The organism is Kitasatospora viridis (assembly GCF_007829815.1).
GTDB lineage: Bacteria > Actinomycetota > Actinomycetes > Streptomycetales > Streptomycetaceae > Kitasatospora > Kitasatospora viridis.
Window position 1 is genome coordinate 1077501 of the sequence record NZ_VIWT01000001.1, and the last position, 16739, is coordinate 1094239.

Genomic DNA, 16739 nt, shown 5'->3' on the forward strand with positions numbered 1-16739 from the left:
GCGTCGACGGCGCGCTGGTACTGGTCGGCGCCGTGCACCATCGTGGTCAGTTCCTCGGCGAGGGCGCGCTGGGCCAGTCGGGCCTGCGGGCGCTCGGCGGTCTCCCGCTCCAGCTCCTCGATCTCCTCGCGCGAGCGGAAGGAGAAGATGCGCAGGAAGTTGCTGATGTCCCCGTCGGTCGCGTTCAGCCAGAACTGGTAGAAGGCGTAGGGCGTGGTCAGCTCGGGGTCGAGCCAGACGGTGCCGGACTCGGTCTTGCCGAACTTGGTGCCGTCCGCCTTGGTGATCAGCGGGGTGGCCAGGGCGTGGGCGGACTTGCCGTCGGCCTTGCGGATCAGCTCGGTGCCGGCGGTCAGGTTGCCCCACTGGTCGCTGCCGCCGGTCTGCAAGGTGCAGCCGTAGCGGCGGTTCAGCTCCAGGAAGTCCATGGCCTGGAGGATCTGGTAGCTGAACTCGGTGTAGCTGATGCCGGCGTCCGAGTTGAGGCGGCGGGCCACCGCCTCCTTGGCGATCATGCTGTTGACCCGGAAGTACTTGCCGACGTCGCGCAGCAGGCCGATCGCGGACAGGCCGGAGGTCCAGTCGAGGTTGTTGACCAGGCGGGCCGCGAACGGGCCGTCGAAGTCGAGGCACTTCTCGATCTGGCCGCGCAGCCGGTCGACCCAGCCGGCCACCACCTCGGGGTCGTTGAGCACCCGCTCGGCGGTGGGCTTGGGGTCGCCGATCAGGCCGGTGGCGCCGCCGACCAGGCCGAGCGGGAAGTGGCCGGCCTGCTGGATCCGCCGCATGGTGAGCAGCTGCACCAGGTTGCCGAGGTGCAGGCTCGGCGCCGTCGGGTCGAAGCCGCAATAGAACGTGACCGGGCCGTCCGCGAGCGCCTTGCGCAGAGCGTCCTCGTCGGTGGAGAGGGCGATCAGCCCGCGCCACTTCAGCTCGTCGACGATGTCCGTCACGGTCACGGTTCTCCCTTGGTGAGGTCCGGGTGGTTACAGCCTGTCCGAGGGTACGCGTTCGGCGCCATCGACTTTCACTTGGACGTGCGGCGACGCGGGGTGTGGGCCTTGTAGGGGCTGACCGTCGGGTCGCCGTCGATCCAGAACCGCCAGGGGGTGTCGACGGCGGTGGAGACGCCGGTGCGCGGGCCGGTGCGGATCAGCGCGGGTGCGGGCGGGGTGCCGGGGAGGAGCCGGAAGACCGGGCCGGTCACCACGTCCTCGCCGTCCTGGGCGCGGTCGATGCCGAGCGCGACGGCCAGCCGGGCCGGTCCCTGGGCGAGGTCGTACGGCCGCCGGCTGGTGCTGCGGCGCTTTCCGGCCAGTTCGGCTCCGGCGATCACCTGGCCGGCCCGCAGCAGCACTCCGCCCGGGTGCAGGGCCGGTCCGCAGACCATGTTCAGGCAGAAGTGCATGCCGTAGGTGAAGTACACGTAGGCGTGTCCGGGCGGGCCGAACATCACGGCGTTGCGCTCGGTGCGGCCGCGGTAGGCGTGCGAGGCCGGGTCGTCGGGGCCGGTGTAGGCCTCGACCTCGGTGAGCCGCAGCTCCACGGTGCCGGTGGGCATGGTGCAGCGCAGCGTGCGGCCGAGCAGCTCGGGGGCGACCTCGGGGCTCGGGCGGTCGAAGAAGGCGCGGGGCAACGGGGTTTCGGACGCGTCGTCAGTCACGGGGTGAGCCTACGGAAGACCGCTGACAGGTACGGAGGGCGGCCGAAATTGCGTTGTCCGCTGGTGGGCCGCGGGGTCATTGTGGTCTGGTCCGCCGCGCGGGCGGCGGCTTGGGGAGGTGCCCGGAAGTGCGCAACACGCTGGTGCTGAATGCGAGTTACGAGCCGCTGTCGACGGTGTCGCTGCAGCGGGCGGTGGTCCTGGTGCTCCAGGACAAGGCCGAGGTCGAACAGGCCCATCCGCTGCGGATGGTGCGGGCCACCGGTCTGTCGGTGCCGCTGCCGCGGGTGATCAGACTGCGGCGGTACGTCAGGGTGCCGTTCCGACAACAGGCCCCGTGGTCACGGCGGGGTGTGCTGGTGCGGGACCAGCACCTGTGCGCGTACTGCGGCCGGCGGGCCACCACGGTGGACCACCTGGTGCCGAAGTCGCGCGGTGGCGCGGACAGTTGGCTGAACACCGTGGCGGCCTGCGCGGAGGACAACCAGCGCAAGGCCGACCGCACGCCGGAGCAGGCCAAGATGGCGCTGCTGCGGCGCCCGTTCGAGCCCACCCCGCAGGCCTCGCTGATGCTGGCGCTGGGCCTGCGGGCCGGCGAGGCCGCGGAGCTGGCCCAGTGGCTGCCGCAGCCGGCGGCGGCCTGAGGGCGCCCGGGTCGGGCCCGGTCAGCCCTTGGCCTGGAAGGCGGTGGCGGTGCCGAAGTTGCTGGAGTGGGTCGGCACCACGACGACCTTGTCGGAGCCGATCATCAGTCGGCCGGAGCTGAGCAGTGAGCCGGTGGCGGGCGGGAAGTTGCCGCCCGCCGTCTCCTGGCCGCCGGCCAGCGCGAACCGGCTGAGGTGGGCCGGCTGGCCGACCCGCTCCTCGGTGGCCAGCACCAGCGAACCGTTGTCCAGGGCGACCGCGCGCACGCTGCCCTTCTCCGGGACCGGGGTCTGCCAGCTCGCCTTGCCGCTGGTCAGGTCGTAGGCCACCACGGTGGTCCGGCCGTCGCCGGTGGTCAGGGTGCTGACGGCGTCGTGGCCCTGGAAGAAGATCGACGGCACCGGGTCGAAGGTGCCGGTGTCGGCGGCCAGCCGGCCGAGGTCGGAGACCACCGGGATGCCGGCCGTCGGGTTGCCGTTCTGGTCGAAGGAGAGCAGCTTCGCGTCGGTCGGCTGGTCGCCGGTGGTGAGCACCGCGACCGGGTCGGCGGAGAGCACGGTGGCGGTCTTCGGCGGGCCGTCCAGGCCGTGCGCCCAGAGCTGCTTGCCGTCGGCGGTGGCCAGCGCGACCATCTGGTCGCCCGGGTTGCTGTCGGCGCAGCTGGCGTGCACCAGCACGGTGCCGGGGCCGGCGCCGCCGGACAGGGTGCAGTACTTGCCGGGACCGGCGTACTGCCACAGGTCCTTGCCGTCGGCCGCGGCCCAGGCCGCGACGTGGTCGTCGGCGACCGCGATCACCTTGTCGTCCAGCACGCTGACGTGGGCGGCGTACGGGTTGGTGGTGGTGGAGAGCTGCTTGGTCCAGGCGGCCTTGCCGGTCTTGGTGTCCACGAGGACCAGCGTGCTGCAGGGGGTCTTCGGATCGGCGGCGGGGCGGAACAGCACGCCGCCCAGGCCCGCCGAGTTGACGGTGGGTGAGAGGCCGCAGGGGACGGCGCCCTGGGCGGGGGCGTCCAGGCTCCAGGTGGGCTTGCCGCCGGCCAGGTCGTAGGCGTGCACGCCGCTGCTGTCGGCCCGGACCACCGCGTCGGCGAGCAGCCAGCTGCCGGTCAGGGTGTCGTCGGTGCCCGGCTGCGGCGCGGCGGCCGGCTGGGCGTTCCAGATCCGGGTGTGCGCGACGGCGAAGCCGGTGTCGCTGCTGGGCGGGGCGGCCGCCGCGCTGTGGTGGCCGTCGCCGCCGCTGGTGGCGACCACGCCGGCGGTGATCAGCACGCCGAGTGCGGCTATTCCGGCGGCGCCGCGGATCAGCAGGGCGCGCTTGTCGGGGGTGCCGTCGGTGCTGAGCAGGGCGGCCTTGGCCTTGTCCAGGAAGGAGCCGCCGGAGCCGCCCGAACCGCCCGAACCGCTGGAGCCGCCGCGGCGGGACCGGGTGGGCGGTGCGGCGGCGGGCTCGACAGCGGGCTCAGCGGTGGGGTCCTCGGCGGCGGCGGTCTCCCCGACAGCGGGCGGCACGGGGGGCACCGGGGGCATCGTCTCGGTCGGCGCCGCGTAGAACTCCTGGTAGCCGGTGGAGTCCTGGTAGTGCGTCGGGTCCTGGTAGGCCGCGGGCTCCTGGTAGCCGCCCGGGCCCTGCTGGTACTCGACGGCGGCCTGGAACCCCTGCTCCTGGTAGCCCTGCTCCTGGTGGCCCTGTTCCTGGTAGGCGGTCCAGTCCCAGTTCTGCTGGTTCGGGTCCTGGTAGTGCTGCTGCTGCGGGTCCTGGTAGGGCGGCTGCTGAGGGTCGGTGGGATACCACGAGTGCTGCTGTTCGTATCCGTCCTGACTCATGGGTTCCCGTTCGTCCGACTGCACAGTGCAGCCGCCAGCATCTCATGCCGCCCGGCGGGGCCGGTCAGACGCCGTCGAACGCCTGGTCGATCAGGGCCGCCAGCTGGAAGTCCAGGCTGGTCAGACCGCCCGCGCTGTGCGTGGACAGGACGAAGGTGAGGGTCCGCCAGCGGATGTCGATGTCCGGGTGGTGGTCCAGCCGCTCGGCCTGCTCGGCCACCGCGACCACCACCCGGATCGCGGCGGGGAAGTCGGCCGCCTCGGCGGTCCGGCTGATCGAGTCACCGATGCCGGCCCGCCGCCAGTGCGGCAGTTCGGCCAGAGCCGTGGCGATCTCCGCCTCCGTGAGGAGGGTTCTGCTGCTCATCGGCGCGCTCCCGGTCCACCTGGTCGCTGGGCCGCCCCCGGTGGGGACGGTTCCTCAACGCCGAGCCTACCGGGCCGGGAGCGGCGCCTGACGGAGGGTCAGCCAGCGCGTCTCGACCGGTCCGCGCCGGTCAGGCGGCCAGCAGCTTGACCACGGCGACCAGGCCGACCAGCACGATCAGGCCGCGCAGCGCGACCGGGGGCAGCCGCCGCCCGATCTTGGCGCCGAGCAGCCCGCCGCCGGCCGAGCCGATCGCGATCAGCAGCGCGACCAGCCAGTCGATGTGCGTGGTGAACATGAAGAAGACCGCGGCGACGCCGTTGACGAGCAGCGCCAGCACGTTCTTGACCGCGTTCATCCGCTGCAGGTCGTCGCGGAGCAGCATGCCCATCAGGGCCAGCAGCAGCACGCCCTGGGCGGCGCCGAAGTAGCCGCCGTAGATGCCGGTCAGGAAGACCCCGGCGACCAGCAGCGGGCTGCCGTCGGGGTGGCTGGTCCGGCCGCCGCGGGCGGCGACCGCCCGGGCCACCCTGGGCTGGATCACCACCAGCACCAGGGCGAGCAGGATCAGCACCGGCACGATCGCGGTGAAGGCCGAGCTGGGCAGCCGGGTGAGCAGCACCGCCCCGATCAGGCCGCCGGCCAGCGAGGCCAGTCCGAGCCGGACCAGCCGGCCGCGCTGGTCGGCGAGTTCGCGGCGGTAGCCGATCGCCCCGCTGACCGAGCCCGGGACCAGCCCGAGGGTGTTGGACACGTTGGCGGTGACCGGCGGCACGCCGAGTGCGAGCAGGACCGGGAACGTGATCAGCGTTCCCGAGCCCACGATCACGTTGATGGTGCCCGCACCGGCACCGGCGGCCAGCACCGCGAGTGCTTCCCATGGCGTCATGGAGTTCGTCCCTACTGTTCGCGTGTCCGCCCCGAGGTGTCGGTGGCGGCGCACGCGATCATTCCGGAGAACGGGGCGGGCGCCCAGTGCCTTCCAGGATCAGAGACGTCAGGATCAGAGACGTCAGGATCGGCTGGAAGGCCCGGGACGGCGACGTCACTCGGGGTCGATCTTCGGGTACTCCCGGGTCGGGTTGACCCGCGGCCGGGTGGCGCCGGAGTCGTCGGTGTCCAGCGGGCGCGGGCCGTTGGCCGAGCCGACCGGGCGCGGCACGCCGCCCTCGCCGACGGCCGGCTTGGTCAGGTCCGGGCCGGCCACGGGCACGGGCGCGGCGACCGGGCCGCCGCCGCCCTGGCCGGTGAGCCCGCCGAAGGCGCCGCCCAGGCCCTTGAGCGCGTCGCCGACCTCGCTGGGGATGATCCAGAGCTTGTTGGCGTCGCCCTTGGCCAGCTCGGGCAGGGTCTGCAGGTACTGGTAGGCGAGCAGCTTCTGGTCGGCGTCGCCCTCGTGGATCGCCTCGAAGACGGTGCGGATCGCGGCGGCCTCACCGTCGGCGCGCAGCACGGCGGCCTGGGCCTCGCCCTCGGCGCTGAGCACGGCGGCCTGCTTCTCGCCCTCGGCCCGCAGGATCGCGGCCTGCCGAGCGCCCTCGGCGTTGAGCACGGCGGCGCGCTTGTCCCGCTCGGCGCGCATCTGCTTCTCCATCGAGTCCTGGATCGAGGTCGGCGGCTCGATGGCCTTCAGCTCGACCCGGTTGACCCGGATGCCCCAGCGGCCGGTGGCCTCGTCCAGCACGCCGCGCAGGCCGGCGTTGATCACCTCGCGGGAGGTGAGGGTGGATTCGAGGTCCATCGAGCCGATGATGTTGCGCAGGGTGGTGACGGTGAGCTGCTCGATCGCCTGGATGAAGGAGGCCACCTCGTAGGTGGCGGCCCGGGCGTCGGTGACCTGGTAGTAGATGACGGTGTCGATGTTCACCACCAGGTTGTCCTGGGTGATCACCGGCTGGGGCGGGAACGGGACGACCTGCTCGCGCAGGTCGATCCGGTTGCGGATGGTGTCCACGAAGGGCACCACGATGTTCAGCCCGGCGTTCAGCGTGCGGGTGTAGCGGCCGAAGCGCTCCACGATCGCGGCGCTGCCCTGCGGGATCACCTGGATCGTCCGGATCAGTGCGAGGAGTGCCAGCACCACCAGGACGATCAGCACGATGAGGACGGGTTCCACGGTGTCTCCCCTGGACAACAGGACAACTCTGACGACTGGTCTAGTCGACCAGGGCGGTGGCGCCCTGGATTTCGATCACATCCACCTGCTGGCCCGGCTCGTAGACCCGGTCGGGGTGCAGCGCGCGCGCCGACCAGATCTCGCCGTTCAGCTTGATCCGCCCGTCCAGTCCGTCGACCCGTTCCTGGACCACGGCCCTGGCTCCCACCAGCGCCTCGATCCCCATCCGGACCTGCGGTCCGCGGTTCAGCCGGCGGTAGGCCAAGGGCCGGACCACCGCCAGCAGGGCGACCGAGACCACCAGGAAGCCGGCGAACTGCCAGACCGCGCCCGCGCCGAGCCCGGCCACCGCGGCGGCGACCGCAGCGCCGACCGCGAACATGCCGAACTCCGGCAGTGCGGTCGCCACCAGCGGCACGCAGAACACCACGGCACCCAGCAGCCACCACACCCAGCTGTCCACGGCCCCATCCTAGGGAGGAAACGACGTCCGGTGTGGTGGCTTCCCGCAGGTGGACGGCCGGAAACCGGCCAGCCGTACGGCATCCGACTGCGCATCAGGTCCCGGACGGTCAGCCGAGCGGCAGGCCCTGGGCCGACCAGCGGTCGCCGTGGCGCTCCAGGGTGAGCGGCAGGCCGAAGCAGAGAGACAGGTTGCGGGCGGTCAGCTCGGTGTCGATCGGGCCGGCGGTCAGCACCTTTCCCTGACGGATCATCAGCACGTGGGTGAAGCCGGGGGCGATCTCCTCCACGTGGTGGGTGACCATGGCCATCGCGGGGGCGTTCGAGTCCTGGGCCAGCGCGCCGAGCCGGCGCACCAGGTCCTCCCGGCCGCCGAGGTCGAGGCCGGCGGCGGGCTCGTCGAGCAGCAGCAGCTCGGGGTCGGTCATCAGGGCGCGGGCGATCAGGGTGCGCTTGCGCTCGCCCTCGGAGAGGGTGCCGAACTGGCGCGGCTCGTAACCGCCCATGCCCAGGCGGTCGAGCAGCAGCCGGGCGCGGGACTCGTCGAGCGCCTCGTACTCCTCCTGCCAGGTGGCGGTCATGCCGTAGGCGGCGGTGAGCACCGTCTGCAGCACGGTCTGCTCGCGCGGGATCCGGTCCAGCAGCGAGACGCCGGCCAGGCCGATCCGCTGGCGCAGTTCGAAGACGTCGACGGAGCCGATCTTCTCGCCGAGCACGGCGGCGGTGCCGCTGGTCGGGTGCAGGTAGCTGCTGGCGACCTGGAGCAGGGTGGTCTTGCCGGCGCCGTTCGGGCCCAGGACCACCCAGCGCTCGCCCTCGGCCACCGACCAGGAGACCTGGCTGATCAGCGCGCGGCCATCCCGGACCACGGAAACGTCAACCAGCTCCAGCACGTCGCTCATGCCTCTGCCTTCCCCAACTTCGGATGCCACTCGTGTCGACAAGTCGGTGCGGCCGGGCAGCCTACTCCGCCCGTCCGGTAGGCGGGGAGGGAGCAGCGGCCGCGGGCGCGGCCGGGCGGCTGCCGACGCAGCACAGGGCAAACCTACGCCACGCAGGTGGCCGCCTTGTCCGTAGGCTGGCGGGATGCCACTGACTCCTGCCACTCCCGACTACTTCGCCGAGCCGCGCTCGGCCCGGTTGACCGCCTGGGGCAGCTCCCTGCTGGCCGGCCACGCCCCGCCGGACCACGTGGTGGAGGAGGTGGTGGGGAGTGACGAACGGCACCGGGTGACCGGGCTGCCCGGCGACGCCGAGGGCGAGCAGCACGCGTTGAGCTGGGCGCTCGGGCGGCTGCGGGTGCTGGGCGCGAAGGGGCTGCGGCTGGCGCTGCCGAGCGAGGGGCACCCGCTCGGCCTGACCGGTCCGGCGGCCTTCAACGCGGCCGCACTGGAGGCCGGCGAGGCGGTGCTGGCGGTCGGCCTGGCCGTCGGCCTGGTGCCCGAGGTGGAGGCGTACGGCCCGCCCGGCGACCAGGCGGTGACGGTGCTCTGGCGCTGCGCCGAGGTGCGCGAGGCACCGCCGGCCGACGTGCCCTCGCTGTACGAGGCGGAGCGGGAGCTGGCGGACGGGCTGCGCGAGGCCACCGCGATGCTCGCCCGGCTGGACGTGGCCGGGGCCGGGCCGGAGGCGCTGCGGGCGCTGGAGCAGTACCGCCGGCGCGGGCACAGCAAGGTGCTGGCGCCGGGCTACCCGCCCCGGGCGGTGCGGGTGCTGGAGTCGGCCCGCCAGGTGTCGGCGCTGCTGGCGATCGCGGCCGGCGGCCACGGCGCGGCGGTCAGCGCCGGCGAGATGGCGGCCCGCTCGGCCGCGCTGGCCCCCCTGCGCCGGACCGCCCGGCGGGCCCAGGTGGCCGCCTACAACGCGCTGGTGGACGAGCCGGCCTGATCCCCCGCCACCCGGCGGTCCGTCACGCCTGCCGCCCGTCGGCGCCGTGGCGGACCGCCCAGAGCGCGGCCTGGGTGCGGTCGGCCAGGTCGAGCTTCATCAGGATGTTGGAGACGTGGGTCTTGACCGTCTTCTCGGACAGGCTGAGCGCCCGGGCGATCTCCCGGTTGGAGCGGCCGTCGGCGATGTGGCCGAGCACCTCGCGCTCGCGGTCGGTCAGGCTGGAGCCGCGGCCCTGCGAGGCGCGCGGCGAGTCGTCGGCCAGCAGGGTGCCGGCCAGCTCGGGCTGGAGCAGCACGTGGCCCGCGTGCACCGAGCGGATCGCCCCGGCCAGCGCCTCCGGGTCCACGTCCTTGTAGACGTAGCCGGCCGCGCCGGCCCGCAGCGCGGGCACCACGGTGCGGTGCTCGGTGAAGCTGGTGACGATCAGCACCCGGGCGGTGCTGCCCTCGGCCTTGAGCCGGCGCAGCGCCTCGATGCCGTCCATGCCGGGCATCTTGACGTCCATCAGCACCACGTGCGGGTCGAGCTCGCGGGCCTTCGCCACGCCCTCGGCACCGTCGGCGGCCTCGCCGACCACCTCGATGTCGTCCTGCACCTCCAGGAAGGTGCGCAGGCCGCGGCGGACCACCTGGTGGTCGTCCACCAGCAGCACGCGGATCCTTGACGGCTGCTCAGGCACCGGGAACCTCCAGTTCCACGACGGTTCCTCGGCCCGGGGCCGAGTCGAGGGTGAGCCGGCCGCCGACGGTCTGCGCCCGGTCGTGCATCGAGACCAGGCCGAGGTGGCGGCCGGCCCGGCGGACCGAATCCGGGTCGAAGCCGCGGCCGTCGTCCCTGACGGTCAGTCGGGCGCCCCGGGTGCTGGTGCCGCGCAGCGTGACCTCGACCCGGGTCGGGCGGGCGTGCCGCAGCGCGTTGTGCAGGGCCTCCTGGGCGATCCGCAGCACGGCCGCCTCCTGGGCCGGCGGCAGGGTGCGCACCCCGCCGTCCTCGTCGAAGCGCACGGTGGCGGAGTGCGCCCGGTCCAGCACCTGGACCTGGGAGGCGAGGGTGGCGACCAGCCCGTCCTCGTCCAGCGCGGCCGGGCGCAGCTCGACCACCACGGCGCGCAGTTCGTCGGCGGCCTCGGCGGCCAGCCGGGCCACCTCGGCAAGTTCGGCCTTGGCCCGCTGCGGGTCGCGGTCCAGCAGGGTGGCGGCGGCCTTGGCGGTCAGCCGCAGGCTGAACAGCTTCTGCGAGACCGCGTCGTGCAGGTCGTGGGCGATCCGGGCGCGCTCGCCGGCCAGGGTGAGCTCCCGGCTGCGCTCGTACAGCCGGGCGTTGCCGAGCGCGATCGAGGCGTGCGCGGCGAGGATCCGCAGCAGCCGCTCGTCGTGGTCGGTGAAGCCGCCGGCCTTGTTGGCCAGGAAGATCGCGCCGAGGATCTCCTCGCCGTCCAGGATCGGCATGCCGAGGAAGTCCTTCAGCTCCGGGTGGGCGTCCGGCCAACCCTCGAAGGCGGGGGCGCGGCGGACGTCGGCCAGCCGGGTCGGCGTGAACTCGTGCAGCATGGTGGCGAGCACGCCGTGCTGGCGGGGCAGCGGGCCGATCGCCTTCCACTGCTCGTCGCTCACCCCGTCGACCACGAACTGGGCGAAGCCGCCGTGGTCGTCCGGCACGCCGAGGGCCGCGTACTCGGCGCCGAGCAGGCAGCGGGCCGAGGCGGTGATCCGGCGCAGCACCTCGCGCACTTCGAGGTGCCCGCTCATCGCGAGCACCGCGTCGCTCACCGCCTCCAGGTTGCCCAGCGCGTCGCCGTCGATCGTCACCATGCCGCCACGGTAGCGCGCCGGGTCGGGCGGCAGATCGGGCGCCGGGCGGGGCCGTCCTAGGTCCGCGGTCCTGCGACCGGCGGCGTAGGGCCCGGTCCCGGGGCCGCTGGGGCCGGGGCGGGGTGCGGGGGCGGGGCGGCGACGGCGGCTTCGAGGGTGGCGATGAACCGGGTGATCCCCTGGGTCCGCAGGCTGCCCTGGGCCCGGCCGAGCGCCAGGGCGTGCCGGGCGGCCGCCAGCGCGGCGTGGTGGCGGCCGAGCGCGTGCAGCGCCTCGGCCCGGGTGTGGGTGGCGATGGTCAGCTTGAAGTCGTCCGGCCGGGCGGCGAGCAGCTGGACCGCCTCGGTGGCGTGGGCCAGCGCGGCGGCCGGGTCGCCGGCCACCACCAGGGCGTTGGCCAGGTTGTTCAGCGCCTGGGCGAGCAGCCGCTGGTCGGTCAGTTCGCGGGCGTCGAGCACCAGTCGGGTCATCAGCGGGATCGCCCTGGCGTGCTCGCCGGCCCGGACCAGGCCGTTGGCCAGCCGGATCCGGCACTGCTGACGCAGCATCGGGTCGCCCAGCCGGTCGGCCAGTTCGGTGGCCCGCTCCAGCTGGTCGGCGGCGGCCGCGAAGTCGCCCTGCTCGATCTGCACGACCGCCAGGTCGGCGTGGGTGCGCACCAGCGCGGCCTGGTCGCCGCCGCGCTGGGCGCAGCGCAGGCCGGCCTCGGCGGTGGCCCGCCACTCCCGGACGCTGGTGCTGTCGTGGTAGTAGAGCGCGCAGGCCTGGTGGGCCAGTTGCCAGCCGAGGTCGGGGCGGCCGTGCTGCTCGGCGCAGAGCACCAGCCCGCGCACCGCGCGCTCCTCCCGGCGGAACCACGCCAGGGCCTGGCCGGTGGTGCCGAGCGGGGGCAGGGTGTCGCCGGGGGGCGGCGCGGTGCGGCCGGGCAGCACGCTGCGGGTGTTCATGCCCGCGCAGGCCGCGGCGGTGGCGGCCAGGTAGTGGTCGAGCATCCGCTCCATCGCCGCCTCGCGCTGGGCCGGGGCGAGTCCGCCGGCCAGCTCGGCCCCGTACAGCCGGACCAGGTCGTGCCGGGCGAACAGGCCCGGGGCGGTCTCCTCGACCAGGTGGGCGGCGTCCAGCTGGGCCAGCAGCATCCGGGCCTCGACCGGCGGCACGTCGGCCAGCACGGCGGCGGCGTGCGGGTCGATCACCGCGCCGGGGTGCAGGCCGAGGTAGCCGAAGAAGCGCTCGGTCTGGGCGCCGAGCGCCCGGCGGGTCAGGTTGAGGGTGGCCGTGATGCCGAGCGAGCCGGAACCGGCGGTGGTCAGCGCGGCCAGCCGGGACTGCTCGTCGGAGATCTCCTCGGCCAGGTGGCGCAGCGTCCAGTCGGGCCGGGCGGCCAGCCGGGCGGTGGCCAGCCGCAGGGCCAGCGGCAGGTGGTCGCAGCGCTCGGCGATCTCGGCCGCGGCGGCCGGCTCGGCGGCGATCCGCTGCGGGTCGAGCACCCGGCGCAGCAGTTCCAGCGCCTCGTCGGGCGTCAGCACGTCCAGCGGCAGCGGCACCGCGCCGGCCTGCACCAGCAGGTCGCCGAGCCGGCTGCGGCTGGTGATCACGGTGACCGGGGTGTCCTCGGCGGCCGGCAGCAGCGGGGCGAGCTGGCGGTAGTCGCGGGCGTTGTCCAGCAGCACCAGCAGCTGACGGCCCGCCAGCAGCTCGCGGTAGCGGTGCGAACGGTCGTCCAGGCTGCCGGGCAGCTGGTTCTCGGGCACGCCCAGCGCGGTGAGGAAGCCGGCCAGCACCTCGGCCGGGTCGCGCGGCTCGGTCTCGTCGAAGCCGCGCAGGTCGGCGTGGAGCAGGCCGTCCGGGAAGCGGTCCACCGCCTGGTGCGCCCAGTGCAGCACCAGGCTGGTCTTGCCGACCCCGGCCGGGCCGGTGACCAGCACCGGGTGGCGGTCGGCGGGGCCGCCGGCGGCCGGGCCGGTGAGCCGGTCGAGCTGCCCCAGCTCGGCCGAGCGGCCGACGAACCGGCGGTTGCGGCGCGGCAGCTGGCTGAGCACCGCGCGCCGACGGGGCGTCAGCCGCTCGCGCGCGGCCCGCAGCGCCGGGCCCTCGGCGGCGCCCAGGTCGGCGTGCAGCCGCTCGGTGGTGCGCTGGTGCACGGCGAGCGCCTCGGCGCGCCGGCCGGCCTGGTCCAGACAGTCCATCAGCTGCGCGGCCAGCTGCTCCCGGGTGGGGTCGGCGGCCAGCGCCTCGGTCAGCTCGGGCACCAGCTCGGCACCCCGGCCGAGCTGGCACATCCGCTTGCCGAGGTCCTGCAGCGCCCGGACCCGCAGCTCGACCAGCCGGGGCGCGACCGAGTCGCGCAGCACCGCGGAGCCGCAGTCGGCCAGCGCCGGGCCGCGCCACAGGTCGAGCGCCTGGTGCAGCAGCGGCAGCGCGTCGTCCGGGCGGTGGGCGGCGCCGGCCCGGTCGCAGAGCCGCTCGAAGCGCAGCGCGTCGACCTGCTCCGGGTCGCCGTCCAGCTGGTAGCCGGTGTCCCGGGTGGTCAGGGTGAGCCGGCGGTCGAGCAGTCGGCGCAGCTCGGCGATGTGGCCGTGCAGCGCGGCCCGGGCGGTGGGCGGCGGCTTGCCCTCCCAGACCGTGTCGAGCAGCAGGCTGGTCGGCACCAGGCGGCCGGTCTCCAGGGCGAGCGCGCTGAGCAGCGCCCGGCGCTTGGGCGCGGTGGGGGTGACCGGTCGCCCCTCGTCGGTCTGCACGGCGATCGGTCCGAGCAGGCTGATCCGCATCCGCACCTCCCAGCGATCCGTTGACTGCTCCCCCGACCCTCATACGCGCGCCGAGGGCGATCGGTTGCCTGCTCCGGCGAAGCAGATTGCCCGCCCCCGGTGAAGGTGACCGCCCTCCCCGGTGAAGGAGATCGACCGCTTCGGTGAAGGTGGTCGCCCCCTTCGGTGAAGGTGGCCGCCCGCTTCGGCGAGGGAGTCAGAGGATACGGCCGAAATCGAACGAAACGGCCCGTCAGGCGGCCCTCGGTCGACGTCGTCGCAGGTGGGGGCGTGAACGATACCGTTCAGGGCAGTCTCGGCACACACGCCGCACTGGCCTACACTGCTCGCCAGGGAGCGCCCGGGCTCCGGGGTGTGGGCAAAAGTGGGGAACGTATGGGGATCCGGCTCCTGGGACCGGTGGAGCTACGCGCGGTGAACGGATCACCGGCCGAGCTCGCCGGGGCTCAGCGGCGCGCGGTGCTGGCCCTGCTGGCGCTGCGGTCAGAACGAGTGGTGCCGATCGAGCGGTTCTTCGAGCTGCTCTGGGGCGACGAGCCGCCGGCCCGCGCGCGGGCCGCGCTGCAGGGCCACGTGGCCGCGCTGCGCAAGGTGCTGGCCGGCTCGCCCTTCGAGCTGCACACCCGGGCCCCCGGCTACCTGCTGACCGGCGGCGCCGACCTGATCGACGTGCGCCGGTTCGAGGCGCTGGCCGCCGCGGCCGAGGAGCACCCGCAGGACGCCGAGGCGGTGGAGCTGCTGGAGCGGGCGCTCGGCCTGTGGTCCGGGGCGGCGCTGGCCGACCTGCCGGACACCGAGCTGCGCCGGGCCCTGGTGGACCAGCTGGACGCGGCCCGGATCACCGTGCTGACCGCCTGGGCGGAGCGCCGGCTGCGCCTGGGCAGCGGGGCGGTGGCCGTGCCGGCGCTGGAGCAGAGCGTGCGGGCGAACGGGCTGCGCGAGCCGGTGGTGGCGCTGCTGATCCGCTGCCTGCACCAGGCCGGGCGGATCTCGGACGCGCTGAGCGTCTACCACCAGGCCCGGGAGCGGCTGGCAGCCGAGCTGGGCGTGGTGCCCGGGGCGCCGTTGCAGGCTGCGCTGGCCGAGGTGCTGGCGGTCGGCGCGGAGCCGGAGGAGAGCGCTCCCGGGCCGGCGGCGGTCGCCGTCGCGACGCCGGTCGAGGCGGCGCCGCGCACCGTGCCGCGCCAGCTGCCCCGGCAGTCGGCCGGCTTCGTCGGGCGCGGCCGGGAGTTCGGCTGGCTGGACCGCGAGTGCGGCCCGGAGCGCACCGGGGACGGCCTGGCGGTGGTGGTCGGCCCGGCCGGCGCGGGCAAGAGCGCCACGGTGATCCGCTGGGCGCACGGGGTGGCGCACCGGTTCCCGGACGGCCAGCTCTTCGTCGACCTGCGCGGCTTCGACCCGGCCGGCCCGGTGGACCCGGGCGAGGTGCTGGGCCAGTTCCTCAAGGCGCTGGGCGTGCCGGAACCCTCCATTCCGGAGGACCGGGCCGAGCGGGCCGCGCTCTACCAGCAGGCCACCGACGGGCTGCGGCTGCTGGTGGTGCTGGACAACGCCCGCGGCGCCGAGGACGTGGCCGACCTGCTGCCCGCCGGCCAGGCCGGCGCCACCGTGGTGACCAGCCGCAACACCCTGGAGGACCTGGTCGTCACCGAGGGCGCCGCGCTGCTGCGGCTGACCGCGCTGCCGGACGACGACGCGCTGCGCCTGCTGGAGCGCAGCCTCACCCCCGAGCGGGTGCGGGCCGAGGAGGCCGCCGCGCAGCAGCTGATCGCGCTCTGCGACCAGCTGCCGCTGGCCCTGCGGATCGCCGCCTCCCGGCTGGCCGCCCGGCCCGGTTGGACCATCGCCGACCTGGTCGCCGAGCTCTCCGACGAGCGCACCCGGCTGCGCACCCTGGACACCCACGGCGCGGTCAGCATCCGCACCGCGCTCTCCCTGACCCACCGGCACCTGTCCGCGCCGGCCGGTCAGTTGCTGGTGCTGCTGGCCGCCCACCCGGGCCGCGAGGTGGACGGCTACGCCGGGGCCGCGCTGCTCGGCACCGACCTGGCCACCGCCCGGGGCGCGCTCGGCGAGCTGGCCGCCTACCACCTGCTGACCGAGAGCACCCCCGGCCGCTACACCCGGCACGACCTGATCCGGCTGTACGCCGTCGAGCTGTTCGCCGAGCAACCCGAGCAGGTGCGCCGGCAGAGCACCGAACGGCTGCTGGACTACTACCTGCAGGCGGCCGACACCTGCAACGAGCACCTGGACCCGGGCCACGAGACCTACGGCGAGCGGGTCCACCCGCCCCGGGCGGTGCCGCGGCCGCGCGACGCCCGGGCCTCGCTCGCCTGGTTCATGTCCGAGGAGCCGACGGTGCGGACCCTGGTGGCCACCGCCGCCGACCAGGACCCGGACCGGGCCTGGCGGCTGGTGATGCTGGCCAGCGGGCTCTACTACGGCGCCAGCCGGCTGATCGACTGGCTCAGCTGCCTGCGCTCCGGCCTGCGGGCGGCCGAACGGACCGGTGATCCGCGCGCCGTCGCCGCCTTGGAGGCGACCATCGCCGCCGCGCTGGTCAGCGTCGAGCGGATCTCCGAGTCGGTCGAGCTGTGCCGGCAGGCACTCGACCGCACCAGACCCGAGGACGACTTCGCGCACGTCCGGGCCCTGTTCACACTGGCCCTGGCCACCGGCAGCGCGGGCCGGCCGGTCGAGGGCGAGCAACTGGCCACCCGGGCGCTGCGGCTGGCCCGGCGCGACCAGCCGCCCGAGCGGGTGGCCAGCGCACTGGCCTACGCGGGCGCGCTCTCCGGGCTGGCCGGCGATCCGGTCACCGCGCTCGCCCGGGTGCGGGAGTGCCGGGCGATCCTGGCGCCGTACCCGGCGGCCACCATCCGCGCCTGGGCGATCCTCACCGAGGCCCAGGCGCTGCAGGCGCTGGGCGAGTACGCGGCCTCCGAGGCGGCCTGGGCCGAACTGCTGACGATCTGCCGGGAGGCGGGCTTCCTGCACCTGCACGCGATCGCCGAGCAGTCCTACGCCGACTTCCTGCTGCGGCTCGGCCGGGCCGCCGAGGCGGCCCGGCACCTGCGGGCGGCGATCGGGCTGTACCGCTACCACGGGCACCTGACCGCCGCCGTCACCGAGCTGCTGGCCCGGGCCGAGCAGGCGCTGGCGCCGGACTCGGCCGCCTGAGCCTGCGT

14 protein-coding genes (1 of these 14 only partly in view) are annotated in these 16739 nt (G+C 74.7%); 3 read left to right on the plus strand and 11 right to left on the minus strand.

Annotation, left to right across the window (positions count from 1 at the left end; translation table 11 throughout):
* On the minus strand, positions 1-953 hold the 5' portion of the coding sequence (tyrS, locus tag FHX73_RS04915; protein WP_145903533.1) for a tyrosine--tRNA ligase. Its footprint begins 313 nt before the window's first position; the window shows 953 of its 1266 coding nt (coding positions 1-953); its start codon is at positions 951-953; its stop codon lies off the left edge, out of view.
* Positions 954-1027: 74 nt separating this feature from the next.
* Positions 1028-1663, minus strand: a complete 636-nt coding sequence (locus FHX73_RS04920; protein ID WP_145903535.1) for a DNA-3-methyladenine glycosylase — start codon at positions 1661-1663, stop codon at positions 1028-1030.
* A 128-nt stretch (positions 1664-1791) separates the two neighbouring features.
* Here FHX73_RS04920 and FHX73_RS04925 point away from each other — a divergent pair, with 128 nt between their 5' ends.
* A complete protein-coding gene (locus FHX73_RS04925; protein ID WP_145903537.1) occupies positions 1792-2307 on the plus strand; it encodes an HNH endonuclease in 516 nt (171 codons plus the stop codon).
* Positions 2308-2328: 21 nt separating this feature from the next.
* On the opposite strand, the gene FHX73_RS04930 is transcribed toward FHX73_RS04925, so the two are convergent.
* From FHX73_RS04930 to FHX73_RS04955, 6 genes are all read right to left on the minus strand, one after another.
* Positions 2329-4134 carry an outer membrane protein assembly factor BamB family protein gene (locus FHX73_RS04930; protein ID WP_145903539.1) on the minus strand — a complete coding sequence of 602 codons (1806 nt, stop codon included), beginning with the start codon at positions 4132-4134 and terminating at the stop codon, positions 2329-2331.
* 64 nt (positions 4135-4198) lie between these two features.
* Positions 4199-4501 carry a 4a-hydroxytetrahydrobiopterin dehydratase gene (locus FHX73_RS04935; protein ID WP_145903542.1) on the minus strand — a complete coding sequence of 101 codons (303 nt, stop codon included), beginning with the start codon at positions 4499-4501 and terminating at the stop codon, positions 4199-4201.
* Between the two features lie 130 nt (positions 4502-4631).
* On the minus strand, positions 4632-5390 hold the full coding sequence (locus FHX73_RS04940) for a sulfite exporter TauE/SafE family protein (protein ID WP_145903544.1): 759 nt from the start codon (positions 5388-5390) through the stop codon (positions 4632-4634).
* A gap of 156 nt (positions 5391-5546) precedes the next feature.
* Positions 5547-6617, minus strand: coding sequence for an SPFH domain-containing protein (locus FHX73_RS04945; protein ID WP_145903546.1), 1071 nt, complete (start codon positions 6615-6617; stop codon positions 5547-5549).
* Positions 6618-6657: 40 nt separating this feature from the next.
* A complete protein-coding gene (locus FHX73_RS04950) occupies positions 6658-7080 on the minus strand; it encodes an NfeD family protein (RefSeq protein ID WP_145903548.1) in 423 nt (140 codons plus the stop codon).
* 109 nt (positions 7081-7189) lie between these two features.
* Positions 7190-7981: an ABC transporter ATP-binding protein gene (locus tag FHX73_RS04955; protein WP_145903550.1), complete on the minus strand. Its 792-nt coding sequence runs from the start codon at positions 7979-7981 to the stop codon at positions 7190-7192.
* A gap of 184 nt (positions 7982-8165) precedes the next feature.
* On the opposite strand from FHX73_RS04955, the gene FHX73_RS04960 reads away from it, so the two are divergent.
* Complete coding sequence (locus tag FHX73_RS04960; protein WP_145903552.1) at positions 8166-8966, plus strand: hypothetical protein; 801 nt, start codon at positions 8166-8168, stop codon at positions 8964-8966.
* Between the two features lie 22 nt (positions 8967-8988).
* On the opposite strand, the gene FHX73_RS04965 is transcribed toward FHX73_RS04960, so the two are convergent.
* The 3 genes from FHX73_RS04965 to FHX73_RS47085 are packed head-to-tail and all read right to left on the minus strand — an operon-like array spanning position 8989 to position 13548.
* Positions 8989-9648 carry a response regulator gene (locus FHX73_RS04965; RefSeq protein WP_145903555.1) on the minus strand — a complete coding sequence of 220 codons (660 nt, stop codon included), beginning with the start codon at positions 9646-9648 and terminating at the stop codon, positions 8989-8991.
* Positions 9641-10780, minus strand: a complete 1140-nt coding sequence (locus tag FHX73_RS04970) for a GAF domain-containing sensor histidine kinase (RefSeq protein ID WP_145903557.1) — start codon at positions 10778-10780, stop codon at positions 9641-9643. The genes FHX73_RS04965 and FHX73_RS04970 overlap by 8 nt, the downstream gene beginning before the upstream one ends.
* Positions 10781-10836: 56 nt before the next feature.
* Positions 10837-13548 carry an AfsR/SARP family transcriptional regulator gene (locus FHX73_RS47085; protein ID WP_145903559.1) on the minus strand — a complete coding sequence of 904 codons (2712 nt, stop codon included), beginning with the start codon at positions 13546-13548 and terminating at the stop codon, positions 10837-10839.
* Between the two features lie 414 nt (positions 13549-13962).
* Here FHX73_RS47085 and FHX73_RS04980 point away from each other — a divergent pair, with 414 nt between their 5' ends.
* Positions 13963-16731, plus strand: coding sequence for an AfsR/SARP family transcriptional regulator (locus FHX73_RS04980; protein ID WP_170304848.1), 2769 nt, complete (start codon positions 13963-13965; stop codon positions 16729-16731).
* The last annotated feature ends 8 nt before the right edge of the window (positions 16732-16739 follow it).